Raw genomic sequence first — 24,235 nt, 5'->3', positions numbered from 1 at the left:
GAAGTGGATGGGATGAATGGGCTTTTCGGATTTGGCACATTAAAATGTTTTTGAAATGAGGAAATGAAAAATGAATGCAGCAAAAAAACTTGTAACATTTGTTAAAAAAGAAACGGTTTTGTGCATTGCGGGTCTGCTGGCTGTGGTGAGTATGTTTATAATTCACCCGTCAGCAGACTATTTTGGTTATATCGATTACCGCGTGCTTGCGCTGTTGTTTTGTTTTATGGCAGTAGTTGCGGGCTTTCGCAGTGTGGGACTGTTTGAATGGCTTATCAAAAAAATGCTGTGTTATGTAAAAAATGCAAGACAACTGGAGCTGGTGTTGGTACTTGGCTGCTTTTTTGCCAGTATGTGGATTACAAATGATGTCGCCCTGCTGACGTTTGTGCCGTTTGCGGTGGCGGTATTACAGGCGGCAGGTCTGACAGAAAATCTGATTTTTGTCATTGTTATGCAGACGATTGCGGCGAATCTCGGCAGTATGTGTACGCCAATCGGGAATCCACAGAATCTCTATCTGTATTCGCTGTCGGGCAGTCCGGTTACAGCGTTTTTAAAGCTGATGTTTCCGGTGACGGCGGTGTCACTTGGATTACTGCTGGTCACGTCGCTTTGTATTCCTAAAAGGGAAATTAAGGTGCAGGCGGAGAGAGCTATTTTGGAACAGGGAGCGGCAGACAGAAAAGCGGCAGGCAGGGCTATATCAGACAGAAAGGCAGCAGACAGAGGGCTGTCAGACAGAAAGATGTCAGGGGCGGAAGTATCGGATAAAGAGGAAATGGTCCGGGAAAATGCAAAAGATGAGAAAGTACGGCTGTGTGGATATTTGACATTGTTTTTCCTGTGTATTCTGACAGTGCTTCATGTACTGGATTACAGAATGTTACTGGCTATTGTTATCGGTGTTCTTTTTGTATTGGACAGACAGTTGTTCACAAAGCCGGATTATATGCTGTTGATAACATTTGTGGCATTTTTTATTCTTGTGGGTAACATTAAAAATATGGACGGCTTCAGTGCTTTTTTAAGGACACATGTGGGCGGACACGAACTGGCAGCATCAATTTTTGCAAGCCAGATAATCAGTAATGTACCGGCGGCGGTGCTGCTGTCGGGCTTTACGGAAAATATCAATGCGCTGATTCTCGGCACGAATATCGGCGGACTGGGAACACTGATTGCATCAATGGCAAGTCTGATTTCTTATAAGCAGTATGCGCTTACACCACAAAGTGAAAAAGGAAAGTATATGTTGGTATTTACCGGCTGGAATGTTGTATTTCTTGTGATTTTGTGGATTGTGGCGGCTGTATTTTATTAAAGAGAAAAAACGAAAATTGGAAGCGCAAAACACAAACCGGAATCCGCAGGAAAAGCAGGAATGCCGGGACAGAGCGAGAGTGGGGGATACATAAAGGAAATGCATAAGTTAAAAAGAATATAAAAGTTTCTGAACCTTACATCAAAGTAATGTTTAGAAACTAAATAAAAAAGGAGTTGTATATGAATTACTTCATAACAACTCCCTTTTTATAAGAAAATGAGAAAGGAAAAAATAATAAGAAAAACTAAACGTAGTAATCTATATTCTGTCCAAGATAAGGAGTAACGGAAGATTCCATAATCTTTACCATTCCATCGCCCATATCTTCGACGGTATCTAACGATTTACTAAGCATCGCAACACTGACATCGTTCAAAATGTTCTGTGTGCTCATTGCTGTTGATAAAGAAGCTATATCCATATTGCACCTCTTTCAAATAACTTATCAACTGTTTGTATCTTATGTATGTATTATAATACAAGGATTTGGAAAATGCAACACTTTTCTACAAAAAAATGAAGAAAAAAGAGAAAAAATGTCACATTTTATACAAATATGGTCCAGCAAATGTGCTGTCCCTCAACGTGTTACTTAACTTTGGTCCAGCACATTTGCTGGACTGTGGCGATGCCGAACGAACTATTTTCGCCGGAGTAGGGTGGCAGCCCGGAGGGATTTTATCATAGTGTTACTTAACTTCGATCCAGCACCTTTGTTGGATGGTGGAGGAAAACTTCGCCGAACGAACTATTTTCACTGGTTAGTATAGTCCGCACATTTTCCGGGCATACTGTGGGAAAAGTAAGGAAAGCGGAGTGTGGGATGAAGCGGTATTTGTATTTGGCGGCAGGGACATTTTTGATGGCGGCAGCATATAAGAGCATTTATCAGTCGGTGGGTATGGTGACCGGCGGATTTTCGGGAATTGGAGTCATTGTAAACCGTGTAACAGGTGGCGTATGGGCGGGCGGCGTGCCACTGTGGATTACCAATGTTACATTAAATGTGCCATTGTTTATTGCTGCATTTTATATAGAAGGAAAAGAATTTATAAAAAACACTGTTACCGGGGCGGTACTGCTTACACTGTACCTGGCGGTGCTTCCGGCAGTTCCCGTAGATGCAGCGGATTATCTGCTGGCGGCAGTGTATGGCGGGGCAGCCTGCGGAGCCGGTATCGGACTGGTGTTAAAATCCGGATTTACAACCGGCGGAACGGATATGCTGGGGGTATTGCTGCACCGGTTTTTCCGCCAGTATGCACTGGCAAGTATTATTCAGGTGCTGGACATGGCGGTTATTATTGCAGGTGTGCTGGTATTCGGAATGAGTGTCAGTCTGTATGCCATTATTGCCGTTTATGTCACGGCGCTGGTGACAGATACGGTGCTGGAAGGCACGAAGCAGGCAAGGGCAGTGTGGATTATTTCCGATAAAAATGAGCAGATTGCACCGGTGGTTATGGAAAAAATGCACCGTGGCATTACACGGTTTCCTGCAAGCGGGGTCTATACGCAGCAGGAAAAAAGTGTGCTGCTGTGCGTGGTTTCAATCAAACAGATACCGTATCTGAAAGAAATCGTAATGGAAATAGACGAAAACAGCTTTTTAATCGTTGGTGATGTTCGTGAAGTAATGGGGAATGGTTTTGTACAAAAGTTACAGTAAATCAGTGTCTATAGTAAATTTGACGAAAATATCCGCAGATATTTGTTGAAATACAATATGGTAATTATCGGCTGATTATTGTATTATTTATAACAACAACAGACGCGGGCAAGATGCGAAAGCGAAAGGCGTCATTTATTTAGGAGGATATTTTAAAATGGCAAGTTTATCACTTAAAAATGTTTGTAAAGTATATCCGAACGGTTTTGTTGCCGTAAAGGATTTTAATCTTGAAATCGCTGATAAGGAATTCATCATCTTCGTAGGACCTTCAGGTTGTGGTAAGTCTACAACTCTTCGTATGATCGCTGGTCTTGAAGAAATCAGTTCAGGTGAATTATGGATTGGTGATAAGTTAGTAAATGATGTAGAACCTAAGGATAGAGATATCGCGATGGTATTCCAGAACTATGCTCTTTATCCACATATGACAGTATATGATAACATGGCATTCGGTCTGAAGTTAAGAAAAGTACCAAAGGCTGATATCGATAAGGCTGTTCATGAAGCTGCTAAGATTCTTGATATTGAACATTTACTTGATCGTAAGCCAAAGGCTCTTTCAGGTGGTCAGAGACAGCGTGTTGCCATGGGTCGTGCAATCGTTCGTAGCCCTAAGGTATTCCTTATGGATGAACCTCTTTCAAACCTTGATGCAAAGTTAAGAGTTCAGATGCGTGTCGAAATCTCTAAGCTTCATCAGAGACTTGAAACAACAATCATCTATGTAACACATGACCAGACAGAAGCTATGACACTTGGTACAAGAATCGTTGTATTAAAGGATGGTATCATCCAGCAGGTAGATACACCAAGCAACCTTTACAACACACCAAACAACCTTTTCGTTGCTGGTTTCATCGGATCACCTCAGATGAACTTAATTGATGCTGAAGTTGTTCAGAGCGGTTCACAGGTAACATTAAAGATGAGCGATACAGTATCTATTACACTTCCGGCTGAAAAGAGTGAAAAGCTTAAGAGCTATGTTGGTAAGACTGTAGTAGTTGGTATCCGTCCAGAAGATATCAAGGATGATGAAGAGTTTGTTGCAGCTCATGCTGATCATACATTTGAAGCTCAGGTTAAGGTATATGAACTTCTCGGTGCAGAAGTTAACCTTCACTATGATATTGCACAGACAACATGTACAGCAAAGGTTAATCCTCGTACAACAGCTCGTCCTGGTGATACAGTTAAGTTTGCGATGGATATTGCAAGACTTCATGTATTCGATAAGGAAACAGAACAGGTTATCACTCACTAATTTGAATAAGTTACGTGATATGAAATCTGTAGAAATGGTTCCAAGAATCGTAATGTAAATCTAAAATTCATGAAATTTTTGAGGAAATGTATAGAAATTGTGCATTTCCTCTTTTTTTTTTTGGCAAATTGCATTACAATAGTAAAAGAACTAGCTAAAATCAAAGGAAAGGAAGTTTGGGATGATATCAAATCAGATTTTACAAACGACAGTTGATGGATTGAAGGCTATATCAAGAGTTGATTTCTGTGTAATAGATGCTGATGGTAAAGTGGCAGCGAAAACATTTGAGGATGCGCAAAACTGCATTGCAGATGCGATTGCATTTATGGACTCTCCGGCAGAAAGCCAGGTAGTGAATGGATATCAGTTTTTCAAGGTATTAGATGACCAGAATTTAGAATATATTCTTTTAGCAAAAGGAACAAGCGACGATGTGTATATGCTCGGAAAGCTTGCAGCATTTCAGATTCAGAATCTGTTTGTGGCATATAAGGAGCGGTTTGACAAAGATAATTTCATTAAGAATTTATTGCTGGATAACCTGCTGAGGGTAGATATGTATACAAGAGCTGAAAAGCTTCATATTGAAACAGATGTGAAACGTGTCGTATATATTATTGAAACAAAACATGAAAAGGATACGAGTGCGCTGGAAACAGTGCGTACATTGTTTGCGGGAAAAGTGCGTGACTTTATCACGGCGGTCGATGAGAAAAATATCATTCTCGTAAAGGAAGTCAAAGGTACGGAAACTTACGATGAGCTGGATAAGACCGCAGAGGTTATTATTGATATGCTCAATACGGAAGCGATGAGTGCTGCACATATTGCATACGGTACGATAGTCAATGATATTCGTGAAGTTTCGCGTTCTTATAAGGAAGCGAAGATGGCACTGGATGTCGGAAAGATTTTCTACAGCGACAAGAATGTGGTGGCATACAATCGCCTTGGAATCGGACGCCTGATTTATCAGCTGCCGATGCCGCTGTGCCAGATGTTTATTAAGGAAATTTTTGATGGCAAATCGCCGGATGAATTTGACGAAGAAACACTGTCAACCATCAATAAGTTTTTTGAAAACAGCCTGAATGTTTCAGAAACGTCCAGACAGCTTTATATCCACCGGAATACACTGGTGTATCGTCTGGATAAGCTGCAAAAGAGTACAGGACTGGATTTGCGTATATTTGATGATGCGATTACATTTAAAATTGCGCTGATGGTTGTAAAATATATGAAGTATATGGAAAGTATTGATACATTTTAATGGAGGAGATTACGGATGATAATCTTAGAGGATGTTACAAAGACGTATTCTTCTGGTGTCCCGGCGTTGAACGGGATTAATCTGCATGTCCAGAAGGGTGAGTTTGTATTTATAGTAGGTAAGAGTGGTTCTGGTAAGTCTACACTCATTAAGCTGTTGTTAAAGGAATTAGACCCGACAACAGGAAAGATTTATGTTAATAAAAAATATCTGAATAAAATTACAAGAAAGAAGCTGCCTTATTTAAGAAGGGATATCGGTGTTGTTTTTCAGGATTTCCGTCTGTTACCGGACAGAAATGTATTTGAAAATATTGCATTTGCACAGCAGGTCATTGAAGCACCGACAAGACAGGTTAAAAGCCGTGTATTGTCCATGCTTTCCATGGTTGGTCTGCTGGACAAGTATAAGGCATATCCGAATGAATTATCCGGTGGTGAACAGCAGAGAGTTGCGATTGCCAGAGCGTTAGTGAATCGTCCGGCAATTTTACTGTGCGATGAACCGACCGGTAATCTGGATCCTGCCAATTCGGCCGAAATCATGAAGATTTTAAATCAGGCAAATAAGCAGGGAACAACGGTGCTTGTAGTAACACACAATATGGAAATTGTACAGCAGATGAAAAAGAGAACAATTACCATGAGTGAAGGTAAAATAATCAGCGATTTGGAAAAAGGTGGATATTTCTATGAAGATTAGGTCAATATTTTATCATTTGAAACAGGGTTTCAAAAATATTTATAGAAACAGGCTGTTTTCCCTGGCTTCAATTGCCACCATTACAGCGTGTGTATTTTTGTTTGGCGTTTTTTATTCTATTATGATGAATTTTGAGTATATGGTAAAGAAAGCTGAAAATGAAGTCTGTGTTACGGTGTTCTTTGATGAAGGACTTTCGGATACAGAGATTAAGAAGCTGGGTGATACAATCAGCAACCGTGTAGAGGTTTCAAGCGTTCATTATACATCGGCTGAAGAAGCATGGAATAACTTTAAGTCAGAATATTTTGCAGCATATCCGGATCTTGCGGAAGGCTTTAAGGATAATCCGCTGATTAATTCGGCATCCTATGAAGTTTATTTAAGTGATGCGGGAATGCAGGGAACGCTGGTTACATATCTTGAAAATCTGGACGGCGTGCGTCAGGTCAACCGTTCCGAAGCAACAGCGAGCGGTCTGTCAAGTGCGGCAAAGCTGGTTGGATATGTGGCAATTGCAGTGATTATAATTCTGCTCGCAGTTTCCATCTTCCTGATTACCAATACGATTGTCATTGGTATTACAGTCCGTAAAGAGGAAATTTCGATTATGAAATTTATCGGAGCAACGGATGCGTTTGTTAATGCACCGTTCTTCGTAGAGGGTATTGCAATTGGTATCATCGGTGCGATTATTCCGATTGTGATTTTCCGTTATATGTATCAGAATGTTATTGCATATGTTTTGAATAAATTCTCAATTTTGAATAACATTCTGGCATTTCTCCCGGTATCAGAAGTATTCCGGATTCTTACACCGGTTGCAATCGCGCTGGGTATTGGAATTGGTGCACTGGGCAGTTTCTTTGCTGTACGGAAGCACGCAAACGTTTAATGAACAACAAGGTGCTGTCGCAGGAAAGCCACGAGATGACTCTTGCGTGGCACCTTTCGTTTTTGGGGCGAAACATATACCCTGATGGGCATAGTCGCTTAAGAATGGAGGAAAGTATGGCACATAGGCGAATAAAAAGAGGGATTTCCGTAGTTCTTATTCTGTTTATGCTGGTCATTTATGTCAATGCGCCGTTTGGAAACGGAATCCGCGCATTTGGGGATACAGTAACAGATTTGAATCAGGCAAAAGATAAGCAGGACCAGTTAAGCAGTCAGTATGAGGATACGAAAAAACAGCTGGAACAGCTCCAACAGGAATCTGCGGATACGAAAAGTTATATCGAACAGCTGGACGGAAAAATGTCAACGCTGGATAGCAGTCTGCAGTCACTGAATACGCAGATTGAGGATATGCAGAATCAGATAGAAGAAGCCAGGGTCAATCTGGAACAGGCTGAAATTGATGCAGATGTGCAGTATGATTCGATGAAATTAAGAATCCAGTTTATGTATGAGAGAAATGAAGATACATATCTGGACATTTTGCTGTCTTCATCGAGTCTTGCGGATTTGTTAAATAAAGCGGATTATATTACAAAAATTTCAGAGTATGACAGACAGAAGCTTCAGGAGTATGAAGAAACGATTCAGTATATTGAGCAGACAAAACAGAATTTGGAAAGCGATTATGCGGAACTGGATACGATGAAGATTTCACTTGAAGATCAGAAGTCAGCGCTGGCTCTGGTACAGCAGGCAAAGGAACAGGAACTTGCGGCGCTGTCAACACAGACGACACAGACAGCATCGACAAAGGCGCAGCTTGAAAAAGAGATGCAGGAGCAGGAGAATGAAATCTTAAATCTTGTAGCGAAGAAGCAGCAGGAAGATGCGGCAGCAAAAAAAGCCGAGAAAGAAAAGAAGAATCAAAACAGCAGCTCGGGACAGAATAGCAATAGTAACAGTAATAGCAGCAGTAACAGCGGAAACAGTTCAACACCGTCAAGCAGTGGATTTATCTGGCCAACGGTTTCAAAGCGTATTACATCGCCGTTTGGTGATACGGAGGATCGAAGTTCGCCGCATAAGGGACTGGATATCGGTGCAGTCAGTATTGGTGTTGCCGGTGATCCGATTTATGCTTCAGCATCAGGAACTGTTATTATTGCAAAATATAGTGCAACTGCGGGCAATTATATTACGATTGACCATGGAAACGGATTCAGTACGGTTTATATGCATTGTTCGGCTTTGAAGGTTTCGGTCGGTGATACCGTAACGCAGGGACAGACCATTGGATTGATGGGAACAACAGGAAATTCAAATGGTGTCCATCTGCATTTTGCAATGATTAAGAATGGAACGTATGTGAATCCACAGTCGTATTTGTAAAGAAAATTACTTATAAAGAACGGCATAGGTGAAGATATATAGCTGCAGAACAGCATATTTATAAGGAAGGAAGCCGTAAAAACAGCAGGAAGGATTTAGACAGCGCATGAATGAGTTAGAAGAAAATCAGCAGACGGTGAAAAAGAGCGGATTTGGCAGAGGTCTGATATTCGGTGTGATAGCCGGTTTGTCAATTGCCATACTGGCAGGTGTTGTTCTTTTAAACGTTTTTTATCACAAAGGATTTGTCCATATAGGCGTAAATGGTGAAATTTATGTGCAGGATACAGCAACGACAGAAGATGAAGGCATTGGCAGCGAGGTAGAAGCAAAGCTGAATGCAATGGATTCTTTAATGGATTTGTTCTACATGGAAGATGTGGATACGGACACGGCAAAAGAGATGATTTATAAGGCGTATCTGGCATCTTACGGTGATAAATATACGGTTTATTATACACCGGATGAATATCAGAGTCTGGTGGAATCCACAACCGGAAAGTTTTATGGTATCGGCGCGGTCTGCCAGAAAAGTGATGACGGTGCAGTGCTGGTGATTGACGCGTATGAAGACGCACCGGCTTATGCGGCGGGACTTCGCAATGGCGATAAAATTACAACGGTGGACGGAACTGATATTACGGACATGGATTTAAGCAGTGCGGTGGCGTTGATAAAAGGTGACAAGGGAACCAGTGTCCATTTGGATGCAATCCGTGATGAAACAGCTTTTTCCGTTGATGTGGTGCGGGATGAAATTCATACCCAGACCGTAAAATATGAAATGCGGGAAAATCAGATTGGATATTTGTCAATTTCGGAATTTGACGATGTTACGACGCAGCAGTACAAGGATGCGTTGCAGGCGTTGGAAGATGCAGGCATGCAGGGACTTGTGATTGATTTGCGGGATAATCCGGGTGGTGTGCTGGATACGGTTGTCAAAATGCTGGATTATACACTTCCGGATGGGCTGATTGTGTATACAGAAAACAAAAGCGGCAAAAGGACAGAGTATAAGGGGACAGACGGTCATGAACTGGATATACCGATAGCAGTTTTAGTCAACGGCAACAGTGCCAGTGCTTCGGAAATTTTTGCAGGTGCCATGCAGGATTACGACAAGGGTGAAATTATCGGAACACAGACCTTTGGAAAAGGAATCGTTCAGACGATTAAGCCGTTGACGGACGGAAGTGCCATAAAACTGACAACGGCAAAATATTACACACCAAACGGTCAGAATATCCATGGACAGGGTGTGACACCGGATATTACGGTAGAACAGGGAACAGATGAAAATGAGGACGCTCAGTGGAATACAGCGGTTGAATATCTGATGGAGGAAATGCAGAAATAGATATGAATTTTCAACCTGTACAAAATAAATAAAATGAATATATAGTAGATAAAGAATAAGCCCCTTTGGCAGACATGATAAATTGTACCGGTTCCAAAGGTTAGACGTAAAAATCTAATCTTTTGGAGAGCGGTACAAAGAACCCGGACTGCTGCAGGGGCTTTAATTATTACAAAAAATCGTCAATGCACAGCGGGCTGCCGAGCGGTTCACGTAAGACCTGAAGACACATATCGCTGCGTGTGCCCTGTGACCATTTGATAAGTGTCATACAACGGTTTTCGATTTCAATCGCAGTAATGCCAGCGGGGGATACACAGCTTCCGGTGTTGCAGTACGGAGAGGTACGGTTTCCGATAACGGGGCGGTGGGTGTGACCGGCAATCAAAATCAGTTCGTGCTGTTTTGCCCATGCGGACAGCTTCTTTTCCGTAGCATTTTTCTTTGTGTGGTTTTTGGCGGCACTGGTTGGATCAGGGATTCCAAGGGATTCCAAAGGACGCCATACATAGCGGACAAGAAACCGTGAAAGCCGCCAGAGGGTGCTGTTTAACAAATCACTTTGATGTCCGTGCAGTAAAAAGAGGTCTTTTCTTTTGGCGCAGTCTTTTAAAATAATTCCAGGATAAAATGTAATTTCGGGAAACAGCGGGATTTCACACTGCTCCTGCCAGCAGAAACACGAAGAAAAACAACGTCCGCTAAAGTGGGCACTGCGTTTGGTAATATCGTGGTTACCGTAGACGGCGTAAAACCGGTGTTTCGCATAAAAGCGGGAGAGCAGTTCAAAACTTTGAGCATGCATTTCGCGAATCGGGCACATGGAGCGGTTTTCCCAAAGTTCATCGCTGTCACCCAGTTCAATATAAGTAAAGCCGTGGGAAAAGTAGTATTTTAAGGCAGCAAGATAGAGATATTCATTTTTCAGGAAATTATCATTGCTTCTGCCTGTTCCGCGGTGGCAGTCACTAAACAGTACATATTTTGATGAAGGATTTAAGGGCAGGCAGAAAGCGTTTTCATAGGCATTTGTAATACGTGAATTGGCACTCATAGACAGGTCACCTCCGGCATCGGTGGAATTTCTGCGTTTTGTGGCGTTTCATCCGCAGCAGGCGGCGGAAGGCAAACGGCAGATAAAAGTACAGATATAGAATCTGTTCATAACAGTCGGCAAAAGGTCGTGTGATTTTATTAAAAATACGACAATAAATGCGGTTTACGTGCTGTGCCATGTGCGTAACAAACGGACGTTTACAGCGCGGCTGGAAGCTGTGCGGTATGCCGAAGGTAAAGGCAACGGAAGCACTGCACAGTTCAATATCGTAAGGGCAGTACCCTTTGGCAATCAGTGCATCGGCGAAGCTGTCCGCCATTTCACGGTCTAAAAAGGTGATGGAAATGCGCAGTGACAAATCCTGTGGATAGGCAAAAAATCCCGGACGGAAGCCCGTCAGCCACCAGTGGGTCTGTCCGATGCAAAACAGTGGTCTGCCTTGATAAAAAAGCTGCATGGACAGCGGCAGCATGAGGGAATTGGAAATGCTTTCAAAGCGGGCATTGGTAAGCCGGTCCGGTGACAAAATTGTATCGGCACGGTAGATGCCGATTTCGGCGCCGCAGCTGATACCGTACTGACCTTTCCAGAATTCAATCAGCCATGTTCTGTTATCATAGTCAAAATAAACCGGTTCGCAGTCAAATACCATTTTAAAATGTGGTGCAGAGTAGTCAAAAAGGCGTGTATAGCCAAAGGTGCGCTGCCACGAATCAATATCGGATGTGATAATATTCTGCTGTGGGCAGGAGAGAAATCCAAACGGCTGCATCAGTTCGTCAAGCAGCTTTTTCTGTGCACAGGGGCTCATATTGCGGATTTTTTGGATAATCCGTTTTCTGCGCCGGTGAAAAAAGACCGCAAAAAAAATGCATATCAGGATGAAAATGCCGAAGAAAATGTACATAGGAAAATCCTTGAGCTTGTTTTTATTATGATATGCGGGTGGAGATGAAATGTGTGCCGAAAGAAACCGGGATAAAATGAAGATGAAACGGATTCGTATAAAGTGTGGCCTATGTTGAAATAATTAAATGAAGTACATTTATAATAGAAAGAAAATAAAAATAGAACAAATGTTTGAAAATGCTGTACATTAAAAAATGGGTGTGGTATAATCCAGTTAGAAAAGAAGCCGCAGTGTTGAAAGTAGAGGATAGAGGTTATGGAGCGTTTTAAATTAGTATCAGAATATCAGCCGACCGGCGACCAGCCGCAGGCAATCGAGAAACTGGCGAAAGGTTTTGAGGAGGGAAACCAGTTTGAAACGCTGGTGGGCGTTACCGGTTCGGGCAAGACATTTACAATGGCAAATATTATTGAGCGGGTGCAGAAGCCGACACTGATTATTTCGCATAATAAGACACTGGCGGCACAGCTGTACGGGGAGATGAAGGAGTTTTTTCCGGAAAATGCAGTAGAGTACTTTGTTTCCTATTATGACTACTATCAGCCGGAAGCTTATGTGCCGTCCAGTGATACGTATATTGCAAAGGATTCGGCAATTAATGATGAGATTGATAAACTGCGCCATTCGGCAACTGCCGCACTGTCAGAGCGGCGGGATGTGATTATTGTAGCTTCGGTTTCGTGCATTTACGGTTTAGGTGCGCCGGTGGATTATCAGAACATGGTGATTTCGTTAAGACCGGGCATGGAAAAGGATAGGGACGACGTAATCCGCAAGCTGATTGACATTCAGTATGTCAGAAGCGATACGGATTTTAAGCGTGGTACATTCCGTGTGCGCGGGGACGTTTTGGAGGTGTATCCGTCAGCATCCAGCGGCGACGCGGTCCGTGTGGAGTTTTTCGGGGATGAAGTAGACCGGATTGCACAGATTGATTCACTGACAGGTGAGGTCAAGCTGGAATTAGACCATATTGCCATTTTCCCAAACTCCCATTATGTTGTTGAGAAAGAAAAAATGGAACAGGCGATTGTGAATATCAAAGCGGAGTTAGAGGAGCGTGTAAAGTTCTTTAAAAGTGAAGATAAGCTGATTGAGGCACAGCGGATTGCGGAACGGACGAATTTTGATATTGAGATGATGCAGGAAACGGGATTTTGTTCGGGTATTGAGAATTATTCCAGACATCTTGCGGGACTTCCGGCAGGGGTGCCGCCGTATACACTGATGGACTACTTTCCGGATGATTTTTTAATTATTGTCGATGAGTCGCATATCACGATTCCACAGATACGCGGCATGTATGCAGGCGACCAGTCCAGAAAGTCGACACTGGTGGATTACGGCTTCCGTCTACCGTCTGCGAAGGATAACAGACCGCTGAATTTTACAGAATTTGAAAATAAGATTTCGCAGATGCTGTTTGTATCGGCAACACCGGCAGCATACGAGCGGGACCACGAACTGCTGTCTGCCGAGCAGATTATCCGCCCGACAGGTCTGTTAGACCCGGAAATCAGCGTGCGTCCGATTGACGGACAGATTGACGATCTGGTATCGGAGATTCACAAAGAAACTGAAAAACATAACAAGATTCTTGTGACAACACTGACAAAGCGCATGGCAGAGGATTTAACGGATTATCTGAAAGAACTGGGAATCCGTGTAAAATATCTGCATGCGGATATTGATACACTGGAGCGACAGCGCATTATCCGCGATATGCGCCTGGATGCGTTTGATGTGCTGGTCGGCATTAACCTTTTAAGAGAAGGTCTGGATATTCCGGAAATTTCGCTGGTTGCCATTCTTGATGCGGATAAGGAAGGCTTTTTAAGAACGGAAACCTCACTGGTACAGACGATTGGACGAGCCGCACGAAACAGCGAAGGACACGTTATCATGTATGCGGATAAGATTACGGAGTCTATGGAAAAGGCAATCGGGGAAACAGAGCGCCGCAGAAAGATTCAGCAGGCATATAATGAAGAACACGGGATTACACCGCAGACAATCCGCAAAGCAGTGCGTGATTTAATCAGTATTTCAAGAGCGGCAGAGGCAGATGACAGACCGTCCGACACGTTAAAGAAGGATTATGAATCCATGAGTGTCAAGGAACTGGAAAAGGTAAAGAAAGAAATTGAAAAGAATATGCATAAGGCGGCGGCAGAATTAAACTTTGAGGAAGCTGCGGCCCTGCGTGATAAGATGATAGAGATTAACCAGTATCTTTATGAAAATAAGTAGATGATAGTAAATAAAGGAAAAACATTGTCAGAAAATGGAGGAAACAATGGAAAAGGGAAAATTCAGGCAGTTTATTAAAATACGCGGAGCAAATGAACATAATCTGAATAATATTTCGGTCGATATTCCAAGAAACGAGCTGGTTGTGCTTACAGGGCTGTCCGGTTCGGGAAAGTCTTCATTGGCATTCGATACCATTTATGCGGAAGGTCAGCGAAGATATATGGAATCCCTGTCTTCTTATGCAAGACAGTTCCTCGGACAGATGGAAAAACCAAATGTAGAGAGTATTGAAGGCTTATCTCCGGCGATTTCCATTGACCAGAAATCTACGAACCGCAATCCGCGTTCAACGGTCGGTACGGTGACGGAAATTTACGATTATTTCCGACTGCTGTATGCAAGAGTCGGCATTCCGCATTGTCCGAAGTGTGGCAGGGAGATTAAGAAACAGACGGTTGACCAGATGGTAGATGTGATTATGCAGCTGCCGGAGCGGACGAAAATCCAGCTTCTGGCGCCGGTTGTCCGCGGACGAAAGGGTGAACATGTCAAGCTGTTTGAACAGGCTAAAAAGAGCGGTTATGTCCGTGTAATTGCAGACGGCAATATGTATGAACTGACCGATGAGATTAAGCTGGAAAAGAATAAAAAGCACAATATTGAAATTGTAGTGGACCGCTTATCCGTGCGGGAAGGAATCCAGAAGCGTCTGACCGATTCGATTGAAACCACACTGAAACTGGCAGACGGTCTGATGACAGTGGATGTCATTGGCGGTGAGCCGATGCATTTCTGCCAGAGCTTTGCCTGCCCGGATTGTGAAATCAGTATTGAAGAAATCGAACCGAGAAGCTTCTCATTTAACAATCCGTTCGGTGCGTGTCCGGAGTGTTTCGGACTGGGCTATAAAATGGAATTTGATGTCGGACTGATGATACCGGATGAGCGGTTAAGCATTGATGAAGGTGCGATTGTGGCAATGGGCTGGCAGTCGGTGACGGACGAGGGCAGCTTTACAAGAGCGATTATGAAAGCTCTTGCAGAAGAATATCATTTCAGCCTTTCGACACCGTTTCAGGATTATCCGCAGGAAATCCGCGATATTATTATTCACGGAACAAACGGACATTCCGTAAAGGTGCATTACCGCGGACAGCGCGGCGAAGGTGTGTACGATATAGCGTTTGAGGGCTTAATCCGCAATATGCAGAAGCGTTACCGTGAAACCGGTTCGGACACGATGAAACAACAGTATGAAGAATTTATGCAGATTACACCGTGTAAGGCATGTAAGGGTCAGCGTTTAAAGCCGTCTTCCCTTGCCGTGACTGTTGCGGATAAAAATATTTATGAGATTACCAATCTTTCGATTGTTAAATTGCAGGAGTTTTTACAGAATATGCAGCTTTCGGAAAGACAGCTTGCAATCGGCAGTCAGATTTTAAAGGAAATTAAAGCACGAATCCAGTTCTTAATGGATGTCGGACTGGATTATCTGGCACTGTCCCGTGCAACAGCGACCCTGTCGGGTGGAGAAGCGCAGAGAATCCGTCTGGCAACACAGATTGGTTCGGGACTGGTAGGTGTTGCGTATATTTTAGACGAGCCGAGTATCGGACTGCACCAGCGTGACAATGACAAGCTGTTAAAGACACTCCTGCATTTGCGTGATCTGGGAAATTCCGTGCTGGTGGTGGAACATGATGAAGATACGATGCGTGCCGCCGATTATATTGTGGATATCGGTCCGGGTGCCGGTAAGAATGGTGGAAATGTCGTGGCAGTCGGAACGGCTGAGGATATTATGCGCTGTAAGGAATCGGTGACAGGTGCGTATTTAAGCGGTAGAATTAAGATTCCTGTACCGAAGGAGCGCAAAAAGCCGACAGGCTGGATTACGGTCAAGGGAGCAAGAGAAAACAATCTCAAAAATGTAGACGTGGATATTCCGTTGGGTGTGCTGACCTGCGTAACCGGTGTTTCCGGTTCGGGAAAGAGTTCACTGGTCAACGAGATATTGTATAAGCACCTTGCAAAGTCTTTAAACCGTGCAAGATGTATTGCAGGAAAGCATGACGACATTGTCGGAATTGAGCAGTTGGACAAGGTCATTGATATTGACCAGTCACCAATCGGACGGACACCGCGTTCTAATCCGGCAACATATACCGGGGTATTCGATATGATTCGTGATTTGTTTGCGGCAACAACCGATGCTAAGGAACGCGGATACAAAAAAGGACGTTTCAGCTTTAATGTTAAGGGCGGACGCTGCGAAGCCTGCTCCGGTGACGGTATTATTAAAATTGAAATGCACTTCCTGCCGGACGTTTATGTGCCTTGCGAAGTCTGTGACGGCAAGCGTTACAACAGGGAAACGCTGGAGGTTAAGTACAAGGGCAAGAACATTTACGATGTACTGGATATGACGGTGGAAGAAGCCGTTACCTTCTTTGACAATGTGCCGAGTATCCGCCGTAAAATCGAAACACTCAATGATGTCGGACTGTCTTATGTCAAACTGGGACAGCCGTCTACAGAGCTTTCCGGCGGTGAAGCACAGCGTATCAAGCTGGCAACGGAGCTTTCAAAGCGAAGCACGGGAAAGACGATTTATATTTTGGACGAGCCGACAACGGGACTGCATTTTGCCGATGTGCATAAGCTGGTTGACATTTTGCATAAGCTGACGGAAGGCGGCAATACAGTGGTGGTAATCGAGCATAATCTCGATGTGATTAAGACGGCTGATTATATCATTGATATGGGACCGGAAGGCGGCGACCGCGGCGGCACAGTGATTGCCAAGGGTACACCGGAGGAAGTTGCAAAGGTCAAGAAGTCCTATACCGGGCAGTATGTGAAGAAGTATCTGGAGACGGAGTAGTTCGGGAATGAAAAGTAGTGTGGCGATACAGCCGATTGAGAAAGAGTGGAAAGACAGATGATTCGCGGAGTAATATTTGATATGGACGGTGTGATGATTGATTCGGAGCGCCAGTCTAACGAAGGGTGGCTTTGGGCGGCAGAACAGCTTGGCGTTGAAATGCCGATGTGGCTGATTGACAGCTTTAAGGGCGCACCCAACACATTGAGCTGTCAGTTTTTTGACAATTATTACCATGGCAAAATTGACTATTGGGAAGCACGAAAACTCAGAACGGAGCATATTTATAAAATTCGGGAAAAAGAAGGTTTGCCGATAAAAAAGGGACTGTTTGAATTGTTGGATTATATCCGTGAAAACGGAATAAAGTGTGCAGTTGCAACGTCTACCCGCAGGGAAAGTGCTGAAAAGACGCTGCATACGATTGGTGCATGGGAATATCTGGACAATGTGGTTTATGGGGACAGCGTGGAACACGGCAAACCCGAACCGGATATTTTTCTGGCGGCGGCAGATAGAATTGGTGTGCCGCCACAGGAGTGTATTGTCATTGAAGACAGCATTAACGGCATTAAGGCGGGACATGCCGCAGGCATGAAAGTCGTGCATGTGCCGGATACGATTCAGATTGATGATACAATTCGTGCGCTGACTTACTGCGTGTGTGAGCATTTAGGCGAGGTGCCGGACGTGATTGAAAAATTAAATGCGCAGGTGTAAATTTGCCGGGAGTTGACAAAGAGGATTACAAAATGACTTTTTAAAAATCAGATTTTAAAAGAGAAGTAAAACAGGCAGAATAAGGCAGAATTGGCGGTTGCCAAGTATGGATTTGTTTTGTATAATGAAATAATACAATGAGCAGCAAAAGTAAAAGTTTCTGTTAATTAGGAAATGATTGCGCAATAAGAAGGAGGAAAACAGTGAACAGCGAATTAGTGTTGGTTCTTGATTTTGGCGGTCAGTACAATCAGTTGATTGCAAGACGTGTCAGAGAATGTAATGTATATGCAGAAGTGATTCCATACACAACAAGTCTGGAAGACATTAAAGCTAAAAATCCAAAGGGTATTATTTTTACCGGTGGTCCAAACAGTGTTTATAAGGAGGATTCACCGTCTTATGATAAATCAATTTTTGAAATTGGTGTGCCGATTCTCGGAATCTGTTACGGTTCACAGCTTATGGCATATAAGCTGGGTGGAGAAGTTGCGACAGCACCGGTCAGCGAGTATGGAAAGACAGATGTTGAAGTAGATACGTCTTCCCTGCTTTTTGAAGGAGTGTCTGCAACGACAACAACATGGATGAGCCATACGGATTATATTGCAAAAGCACCGCAGGGTTTTAAGATTACAGGCCACACAGGCAACTGTCCTGTTGCGGCTATGGAAAATGCAGAAAAGAAGTTATATGCGGTACAGTTCCATCCGGAAGTAATGCATTCCGTAGAAGGTCAGAAGATGTTGCACAATTTCTTATTTAATGTATGTAAATGTACCGGTGACTGGAAAATGGATTCTTTCGTGGAAACAACGATTGCACAGATTCGTGAAAAAGTCGGTGACGGTAAAGTACTTTGTGCATTATCAGGCGGTGTGGATTCATCTGTTGCGGCCGTTATGCTTGCAAAAGCAGTCGGCAAGCAGCTGACCTGCGTATTCGTAGACCACGGTCTGCTACGTAAAAATGAAGGTGATGAAGTAGAAGCTGTATTCGGACCGGATGGTCCATATGACCTGAATTTTATCAGAGTCAATGCACAGGAACGTTTCTACAGCAAACTTGCAGGAGTTACAGAACCGGAAGCAAAAAGAAAGATTATCGGAGAAGAATTTATCCGTGTATTTGAAGAAGAAGCAAAGAAAATCGGTGCTGTCGATTATCTTGTACAGGGAACGATTTATCCGGATGTCATTGAATCCGGTCTTGGAAAATCTGCAACGATTAAGTCCCACCATAATGTAGGCGGACTTCCTGATTATGTAGATTTCAAGGAAATCATCGAACCGCTTCGTATGCTGTTTAAGGACGAAGTAAGAAAAGCCGGACTGGAGTTAGGAATCCCGGAATATCTGGTTTACCGCCAGCCGTTTCCGGGACCGGGACTTGGTATCCGTATTATCGGAGAAGTAACGGCAGATAAGGTTCGTATCGTTCAGGATGCGGATTACATTTACCGTGAAGAAATCGCTAAGGCAGGAGTAGAAGGTCTTGGACAGTATTTCGCCGCCCTGACGAATATGCGCAGTGTCGGTGTTATGGGCGATGAGCGTACTTATGATTATGCCGTTGCACTCCGTGCCGTATGCACAGCCGATTTCATGACTGCCGACTGCGCCCAGATTCCATGGGACGTTTTAAGCACAGTTGCAAACAGAATTGTTAACGAAGTCAAAGGGGTAAACAGAGTGCTGTACGACTGCACGAGCAAACCGCCGGCTACGATTGAGTTTGAATAACGGATTAGAATGCCGAAAGCCTGTATTTATGCGGGCTTCCGGCATTTGTTTTACAAAATGGCTCTACTTTGGCTCTATTTGTGGGTGGAGTAATGACTTTCGTAAATCAATATATTGCTTTGCTAGGTTGATTAGGAGAAAAGATGACAGATAATGAAAAGAGATTTATAAAAAGTATATTTTCGGGAGACAGTAGTGGTCATGACTATTATCATACAATACGAGTATATAAACTGGCTACTAAAATCGCAAAACAGGAAAATGCAGATGTTAAAATAGTGCAGTTGGCGGCTCTGTTACATGATGTTGACGATATTAAGCTTTTTCCGGACACTTATGTTACCAAGAAAAATGCAGTTGATTTTATGACAATTAATAAAATAGATGGTAAAAGGATAGAGGCGGTATGCAAAATTATAGATGAGGTTTCATTTGCAGGAACTGATTCAGTCGTACCTGATACCATAGAAGGAAAATGTGTGCAGGATGCAGACCGACTTGATGCTATAGGAGCTATTGGAATTGCCAGAACATTCGCATATGGTGGTAGTAGGGGAAGAAAGATTTATGATCCGGAAATAAAATCTAAAATGGGAATGAATAAAGAAGAGTATCGGAATAATCAAGATTCTACAAGCATTAATCATTTCTATGAAAAGTTGCTTTTGTTGAAAGACATGATGAATACGACTGAGGGAAAGAAACTGGCAGAACATAGACAGGTTGTAATGCAGGAATTTCTGAATGAGTTTATGCTGGAATGGGAAGGGAAAATGTGATGGAAGTAAAATTTTATGATACAGTTAATGATGAACTATTGAAATTTGCAGTAATTATCTCACAGAGTAACGGAAAGTGGGTATTTTGCAAACATAAAGAAAGAGATACATATGAAGTGCCGGGAGGGCATAGAGAAGCTGGGGAGAATATTTTTGAAACAGCTAAAAGGGAGTTGCAGGAAGAGACTGGGGCTATCAAATTTGAGATAAAACCAATATGCGTATATTCGGTGACAGGTAAGACTAGAGTAAATGATACTGGTGAAGAAACATTTGGACTGCTTTGTTTTGCAGAGATAACAGAGTTTGCGAAAGAATTACATAGCGAGATGGAGAAAGTTGTGCTTATGGATGAGTTGCCTGAGAACTGGACATATCCGTTGATACAGCCGAAATTGATAGAAAAGTATTTACAGGTAAAGATAATTCTATAATTGGAGCAACAGTAACTGTCACAGTCGATAGACCATTAGGAAGTTATCATCCTGAATATAAGGATATGTATTATCCAATAAATTATGGTTACATTGAAGGAGTTATGGCACCAGATGGAGAAGAGCAGGACGCTTATATATTAGGTGTAAATGAACCACTAAAGAAGTTTACAGGTAAAATTATTGCCATTGTTCGGAGAAAAGATGATATAGAAGAAAAGTGGGTAGTTGTGCCAGACGGGGTAACTTTTTCAAAGGAAGAAATCAGGAGACAGATTCATTTTCAGGAACAATATTTCGACAGTGAAATTGTGATGTAATATTAAGGAGATTGCTATGTCATTAGGATTAAAAAGAGGAATAGTGCAGCTTGAACCACATGATAAACAGTGGGATGAGGCTGCCATTCAAACAATCAAAATACTTAATTCTATATTAGGAGATGATGCTATTGATATACAGCATATTGGAAGTACAGCAATACCGGCAATTAAAGCAAAACCGATTATTGATATTGTCGTTGGGGTAACTGATTTTGATAAAGTAATGTTACATAATGAGCAATTACGACAAGTGGGAATATTTTATCGAGGTTCAGATGTGGAACGTCAGCTTCTTTATGTAATGGGCGATATGGAAAATGATACAAGAACGCACCATATTCATATTGTGAAATGGAACGGAACTGAGTGGAAAAATTATATTCATTTCAGAGATTATCTAAATGATAATGAGAATATGGCTTTGCAGTATCAGAAGGTAAAGGAAGAACTGGAAAGTAAGTATGCTGATAATAGGGGATTGTACACTAAAGGAAAGAAAGATATAATAGATATTATTCTCAATAATTAATAATTTTTATTTTGTATGTCTTGACAAAAAATAATTATGAATCTACTATGTTAAAAAGCGATGAAGAGAGATAGTAAATATTTTGGAAATTACAGAGAGGAGTTGCTTGGTGGAAAACTCTATTGAAGAAATATTGAACCAGTCTTGGAGCCGTGTACCGACTGATTTATTCATTAGGCTACACTGGGAACGCCCATTACAGCGTCAGAGTATCGAAAGAAATTTCCGTACTTGCTAAGGTCTATATTGCGAAATATAGATGAATTAAGGTGGTAACACGAAGCTATCAGCTATCGTCCTTAAAGTTAATTTAAGGAGGGTAGCTTTTTTAATACATAAAATAATAGAATCGGAGGAATTAGTGATGAATTATGTTGTTGACAGTTACGAGAATTACAAAGAGGAAAATCGTTTGACTACAAATAATGCAAGAAGAATTGAATTTGTAACAACTACAAGAGTTTTGGATGAGATTATCGGCACCAATAGTAAAATATTAGATTGTGCAGCAGGAACAGGAATTTATGCTTTCTGGTTTGCAGATAAGGGGCATGATGTAACTGCTACAGATATTACGCCAAGGCATATAGACATTATTAATCGAACTCTTACCAATAAAAATTATCATATGAATACTTCTGTTTTGGATGCTACAGATATGTCCTGTTTCGCAGATGATTCATTTGATATTGTTCTCAATATGGGACCATTTTATCATTTGATTACAGAAGAGCAGAGAGAAAAATGCATGAAGGAATGTCTAAGAGTGTTAAGGAAAGGCGGGCTTTTGGTTACTGCGTACATTCCAAGATACTATGTTTTTCAATATATTGCTACGAGCAATGAAAAATATTTGGATGAACACTTGGCGAAACAACTTATTGAAACTGGTGTGCTGAAGCATGATGATGAGAAGTGCTTTTGGACAGATACTTATTACTCATCAAAAGATGAAATGGAATCAATTTATCGAAGATATGGATTAAAAATTGTAGACCATTTCGCTCAAGATGGTTTAGCTCCTCTTTTATCACAAAAGGTTGACAAATGGGATGAAAATCAGTTCAAAACTTGGTGCGACTATCATTATAGTGTATGCCGTGAACAGTCGGTTTTAGGAGCAAGTAATCATGTTATTATAATTGGGAGAAAATAATAAGATTTTGAAAGATATAACCAAAACCAGCGTCAGGAAATAGTGGAGGATACCTTTCATAAGGCAATCTTAAAACAGGGAAAATGTGATGCCTGCTATCTCGATAACGGGACACAGTACACCACAAACCAGCTTCACACAGCCCTTGCAAGGTTAGGAATCCGCGTTCTTCATGCAAAACCAAGAGCCTGTCAGTCCAAAGGAAAAATAGAAAAATTTCACCAGAAGGTGGACCGGTTCATCGCGGAAGTAAGGGTGGCGAAGGTGCATTCCCTGGAGGAACTGAATCAGAAATGGAAGTGTTTTCTGGAGCAGGATTACCAGAAGGAAGCTCATGACGGGATTTATGAGTATTATGAATCCCATGGGGTAAAGGTGCCGGCGGAAGGGATTTCTCCCATGCGGGAGTTTAACAGGGATACCCGGGGGCTAATCTTTCTGGATGCCACAGTGGTAAGTGAAGCATTTCTGCATCATGAGACAAGAAAACTGGATAATGCAGGCTTTTTTTCCTTTGGAGATGTCAAATATGAGGCCAGTACAGCCCTTGCCAATGCAGAGGTGGAAATCGCCTATGACCCCATGAATACAGAGACTATAAAGGTTGTGTATCAGGACATGAAACCAATCATGGCACACCGGGTAAGTATCGGAGCTTTCTGTGATAAAACGGTGGATGTACCGGTTGGAATGACGGACAAGATACCGGAAACATCCAGATTTCTGGATGCTCTGGAAAAGAAATACAAAGAGGATCACAGGCTGATAGCAAATGCCCTTTCTTTTGGTGATTATGGAAAGGCAGGTGGCAGCCATGTATGAGGAATTCTTTGAGCTGATGCATACGCCGTTTACAAGAGATATTCCGGCAGACAGGCTGTACAGTTCGAGGCAGATAGAAGATGCCCTGGGGAGACTGACATACGTGGCAGACAGGCAGTTGTTTGCGGTAGTTACTGCGGATCCGGGATGTGGAAAATCAACGCTTATCCGGATGTTTGAAAGCAGACTCCCAAAGGATAAATATATGCTGCTGTATCTGTCTGATTCGAAGCTGACACCGAGGTGGCTGTATGCAGGACTTCTTGACCAGATGGGACTGGAGGCAAGGTTCTACCGGGGAGATTCAAAGAGGCTGCTGGGGAAGGAAACTTTGGAAGAATTTCGTTTCCTCTTGAATTACAGGTTTGATTCAGCCAGCCCCATGAGTCTGATACTGGTAGGACAGATAGAGCTGTGGGATCAGAAGCTAAGGCTGCAGAGCTACGCAGCTATCCGACAGAGAATCGCTATGAATATCGTGTTGAACCGCCTGGACAGGGCAGAAACTGGCAAATATATCGCGGCACATATGGCGTATGCAGGAGTGAAACAGGATCTGTTCACCAGTGGAGCAGAAGATGAAATCTTCAAGGTATCCGCAGGCATACCACGGATGATCAACAGAATCTGCGAGAAAACACTGATGTACGCATATCAACAGCAGAAACGGCTGATAGATGAGCATATGGTGCGATTTGTAGCTGACCATGAAATGGTTGGAGGAATAGAGTAAGAA

At 42.6% G+C, this 24,235-nt stretch carries 22 protein-coding genes and 1 other annotated feature; of the genes, 19 read left to right on the top strand and 3 right to left on the bottom strand.

Annotated elements, in window-relative coordinates; translation table 11 throughout:
- Positions 1–70: 70 nt before the first annotated feature.
- Positions 71–1,324, top strand: a complete 1,254-nt coding sequence (locus tag WMO37_RS09610) for an SLC13 family permease (RefSeq protein WP_349154887.1) — start codon at positions 71–73, stop codon at positions 1,322–1,324.
- 247 nt (positions 1,325–1,571) lie between these two features.
- On the opposite strand, the gene WMO37_RS09605 is transcribed toward WMO37_RS09610, so the two are convergent.
- Positions 1,572–1,748, bottom strand: a complete 177-nt coding sequence (locus WMO37_RS09605; RefSeq protein WP_022432564.1) for a YjfB family protein — start codon at positions 1,746–1,748, stop codon at positions 1,572–1,574.
- A 402-nt stretch (positions 1,749–2,150) separates the two neighbouring features.
- Between WMO37_RS09605 and WMO37_RS09600 the strand changes: the two genes are divergently transcribed.
- The 7 genes from WMO37_RS09600 to WMO37_RS09570 all read left to right on the top strand — a co-directional run bounded on the left by WMO37_RS09600 (position 2,151) and on the right by WMO37_RS09570 (position 9,887).
- Positions 2,151–2,996, top strand: coding sequence for a YitT family protein (locus tag WMO37_RS09600; RefSeq protein WP_022432565.1), 846 nt, complete (start codon positions 2,151–2,153; stop codon positions 2,994–2,996).
- A gap of 157 nt (positions 2,997–3,153) precedes the next feature.
- Positions 3,154–4,263: an ABC transporter ATP-binding protein gene (locus WMO37_RS09595; RefSeq protein WP_022432566.1), complete on the top strand. Its 1,110-nt coding sequence runs from the start codon at positions 3,154–3,156 to the stop codon at positions 4,261–4,263.
- 181 nt (positions 4,264–4,444) lie between these two features.
- The gene (locus WMO37_RS09590) at positions 4,445–5,536 is read left to right on the top strand and encodes a PucR family transcriptional regulator (protein WP_022432567.1); all 1,092 of its coding nucleotides are present in this window, start codon (positions 4,445–4,447) and stop codon (positions 5,534–5,536) included.
- A gap of 15 nt (positions 5,537–5,551) precedes the next feature.
- Positions 5,552–6,238: a cell division ATP-binding protein FtsE gene (gene ftsE / locus WMO37_RS09585; protein WP_022432568.1), complete on the top strand. Its 687-nt coding sequence runs from the start codon at positions 5,552–5,554 to the stop codon at positions 6,236–6,238.
- Positions 6,228–7,133 carry a permease-like cell division protein FtsX gene (ftsX, locus tag WMO37_RS09580; protein ID WP_022432569.1) on the top strand — a complete coding sequence of 302 codons (906 nt, stop codon included), beginning with the start codon at positions 6,228–6,230 and terminating at the stop codon, positions 7,131–7,133. The genes ftsE and ftsX overlap by 11 nt, the downstream gene beginning before the upstream one ends.
- A gap of 116 nt (positions 7,134–7,249) precedes the next feature.
- Entirely contained in the window at positions 7,250–8,527 is a 1,278-nt protein-coding gene (locus WMO37_RS09575; protein WP_349154886.1) for a murein hydrolase activator EnvC family protein, read from the top strand.
- A gap of 106 nt (positions 8,528–8,633) precedes the next feature.
- On the top strand, positions 8,634–9,887 hold the full coding sequence (locus WMO37_RS09570) for a S41 family peptidase (protein WP_227090010.1): 1,254 nt from the start codon (positions 8,634–8,636) through the stop codon (positions 9,885–9,887).
- A 169-nt stretch (positions 9,888–10,056) separates the two neighbouring features.
- Here the strand turns inward: WMO37_RS09570 and WMO37_RS09565 are convergent, their stop codons facing one another.
- Both WMO37_RS09565 and WMO37_RS09560 read right to left on the bottom strand, forming a co-directional pair.
- Entirely contained in the window at positions 10,057–10,941 is an 885-nt protein-coding gene (locus WMO37_RS09565; RefSeq protein ID WP_349154885.1) for a metallophosphoesterase, read from the bottom strand.
- A 7-nt stretch (positions 10,942–10,948) separates the two neighbouring features.
- Positions 10,949–11,755: a DUF4474 domain-containing protein gene (locus WMO37_RS09560; RefSeq protein WP_349154884.1), complete on the bottom strand. Its 807-nt coding sequence runs from the start codon at positions 11,753–11,755 to the stop codon at positions 10,949–10,951.
- Positions 11,756–12,109: 354 nt separating this feature from the next.
- Between WMO37_RS09560 and uvrB the strand changes: the two genes are divergently transcribed.
- The 11 genes from uvrB to WMO37_RS09505 all read left to right on the top strand — a co-directional run bounded on the left by uvrB (position 12,110) and on the right by WMO37_RS09505 (position 24,232).
- Positions 12,110–14,104 carry an excinuclease ABC subunit UvrB gene (uvrB, locus tag WMO37_RS09555; protein WP_227090013.1) on the top strand — a complete coding sequence of 665 codons (1,995 nt, stop codon included), beginning with the start codon at positions 12,110–12,112 and terminating at the stop codon, positions 14,102–14,104.
- 46 nt (positions 14,105–14,150) lie between these two features.
- On the top strand, positions 14,151–16,994 hold the full coding sequence (gene uvrA / locus WMO37_RS09550; RefSeq protein ID WP_349154883.1) for an excinuclease ABC subunit UvrA: 2,844 nt from the start codon (positions 14,151–14,153) through the stop codon (positions 16,992–16,994).
- 57 nt (positions 16,995–17,051) lie between these two features.
- Entirely contained in the window at positions 17,052–17,714 is a 663-nt protein-coding gene (locus WMO37_RS09545) for an HAD family hydrolase (RefSeq protein ID WP_227090015.1), read from the top strand.
- Positions 17,715–17,917: 203 nt separating this feature from the next.
- A complete protein-coding gene (gene guaA, locus WMO37_RS09540; protein WP_022432577.1) occupies positions 17,918–19,456 on the top strand; it encodes a glutamine-hydrolyzing GMP synthase in 1,539 nt (512 codons plus the stop codon).
- Positions 19,457–19,599: 143 nt separating this feature from the next.
- Positions 19,600–20,235 (top strand): HD domain-containing protein, encoded by a 636-nt coding sequence (locus WMO37_RS09535; RefSeq protein ID WP_349154882.1) that lies wholly within the window; start codon positions 19,600–19,602, stop codon positions 20,233–20,235.
- Positions 20,235–20,669, top strand: a complete 435-nt coding sequence (locus WMO37_RS09530) for an NUDIX hydrolase (protein WP_349154881.1) — start codon at positions 20,235–20,237, stop codon at positions 20,667–20,669. Before WMO37_RS09535 ends, WMO37_RS09530 begins: the two co-directional genes overlap by 1 nt.
- A gap of 65 nt (positions 20,670–20,734) precedes the next feature.
- The gene (locus WMO37_RS09525) at positions 20,735–20,989 is read left to right on the top strand and encodes an inorganic diphosphatase (protein WP_227090030.1); all 255 of its coding nucleotides are present in this window, start codon (positions 20,735–20,737) and stop codon (positions 20,987–20,989) included.
- 16 nt (positions 20,990–21,005) lie between these two features.
- The gene (locus WMO37_RS09520; protein WP_349154880.1) at positions 21,006–21,521 is read left to right on the top strand and encodes a GrpB family protein; all 516 of its coding nucleotides are present in this window, start codon (positions 21,006–21,008) and stop codon (positions 21,519–21,521) included.
- 51 nt (positions 21,522–21,572) lie between these two features.
- Positions 21,573–21,825 (top strand) — a binding site (T-box leader).
- 60 nt (positions 21,826–21,885) lie between these two features.
- Entirely contained in the window at positions 21,886–22,677 is a 792-nt protein-coding gene (locus WMO37_RS09515; RefSeq protein ID WP_318255921.1) for a class I SAM-dependent methyltransferase, read from the top strand.
- A gap of 42 nt (positions 22,678–22,719) precedes the next feature.
- Positions 22,720–23,499 carry a Mu transposase C-terminal domain-containing protein gene (locus tag WMO37_RS09510; RefSeq protein ID WP_349154879.1) on the top strand — a complete coding sequence of 260 codons (780 nt, stop codon included), beginning with the start codon at positions 22,720–22,722 and terminating at the stop codon, positions 23,497–23,499.
- Complete coding sequence (locus WMO37_RS09505) at positions 23,450–24,232, top strand: ExeA family protein (protein ID WP_349154878.1); 783 nt, start codon at positions 23,450–23,452, stop codon at positions 24,230–24,232. The genes WMO37_RS09510 and WMO37_RS09505 overlap by 50 nt, the downstream gene beginning before the upstream one ends.
- Positions 24,233–24,235: the final 3 nt, after the last annotated feature.

Origin of the sequence: Lachnospira intestinalis (assembly GCF_040095895.1) — a bacterium.
GTDB lineage: Bacteria > Bacillota > Clostridia > Lachnospirales > Lachnospiraceae > Lachnospira > Lachnospira intestinalis.
The sequence above is the reverse complement of the archived record's forward strand: the minus strand, read 5'-3'. Positions and strand labels throughout refer to the sequence as shown.

Coding starts and splice junctions, on each gene's coding strand:
- WMO37_RS09610 (WP_349154887.1), top strand. CDS start 71: ATGAATGCAGCAAAAAAACTTGTAACATTTGTTAAAAAAGAAACGGTT.
- WMO37_RS09605 (WP_022432564.1), bottom strand. CDS start 1,748: ATGGATATAGCTTCTTTATCAACAGCAATGAGCACACAGAACATTTTG.
- WMO37_RS09600 (WP_022432565.1), top strand. CDS start 2,151: ATGAAGCGGTATTTGTATTTGGCGGCAGGGACATTTTTGATGGCGGCA.
- WMO37_RS09595 (WP_022432566.1), top strand. CDS start 3,154: ATGGCAAGTTTATCACTTAAAAATGTTTGTAAAGTATATCCGAACGGT.
- WMO37_RS09590 (WP_022432567.1), top strand. CDS start 4,445: ATGATATCAAATCAGATTTTACAAACGACAGTTGATGGATTGAAGGCT.
- ftsE (WP_022432568.1), top strand. CDS start 5,552: ATGATAATCTTAGAGGATGTTACAAAGACGTATTCTTCTGGTGTCCCG.
- ftsX (WP_022432569.1), top strand. CDS start 6,228: ATGAAGATTAGGTCAATATTTTATCATTTGAAACAGGGTTTCAAAAAT.
- WMO37_RS09575 (WP_349154886.1), top strand. CDS start 7,250: ATGGCACATAGGCGAATAAAAAGAGGGATTTCCGTAGTTCTTATTCTG.
- WMO37_RS09570 (WP_227090010.1), top strand. CDS start 8,634: ATGAATGAGTTAGAAGAAAATCAGCAGACGGTGAAAAAGAGCGGATTT.
- WMO37_RS09565 (WP_349154885.1), bottom strand. CDS start 10,941: ATGAGTGCCAATTCACGTATTACAAATGCCTATGAAAACGCTTTCTGC.
- WMO37_RS09560 (WP_349154884.1), bottom strand. CDS start 11,755: ATGAGCCCCTGTGCACAGAAAAAGCTGCTTGACGAACTGATGCAGCCG.
- uvrB (WP_227090013.1), top strand. CDS start 12,110: ATGGAGCGTTTTAAATTAGTATCAGAATATCAGCCGACCGGCGACCAG.
- uvrA (WP_349154883.1), top strand. CDS start 14,151: ATGGAAAAGGGAAAATTCAGGCAGTTTATTAAAATACGCGGAGCAAAT.
- WMO37_RS09545 (WP_227090015.1), top strand. CDS start 17,052: ATGATTCGCGGAGTAATATTTGATATGGACGGTGTGATGATTGATTCG.
- WMO37_RS09535 (WP_349154882.1), top strand. CDS start 19,600: ATGACAGATAATGAAAAGAGATTTATAAAAAGTATATTTTCGGGAGAC.
- WMO37_RS09530 (WP_349154881.1), top strand. CDS start 20,235: ATGGAAGTAAAATTTTATGATACAGTTAATGATGAACTATTGAAATTT.
- WMO37_RS09525 (WP_227090030.1), top strand. CDS start 20,735: ATGTATTATCCAATAAATTATGGTTACATTGAAGGAGTTATGGCACCA.
- WMO37_RS09520 (WP_349154880.1), top strand. CDS start 21,006: ATGTCATTAGGATTAAAAAGAGGAATAGTGCAGCTTGAACCACATGAT.
- WMO37_RS09515 (WP_318255921.1), top strand. CDS start 21,886: ATGAATTATGTTGTTGACAGTTACGAGAATTACAAAGAGGAAAATCGT.
- WMO37_RS09505 (WP_349154878.1), top strand. CDS start 23,450: ATGCCCTTTCTTTTGGTGATTATGGAAAGGCAGGTGGCAGCCATGTAT.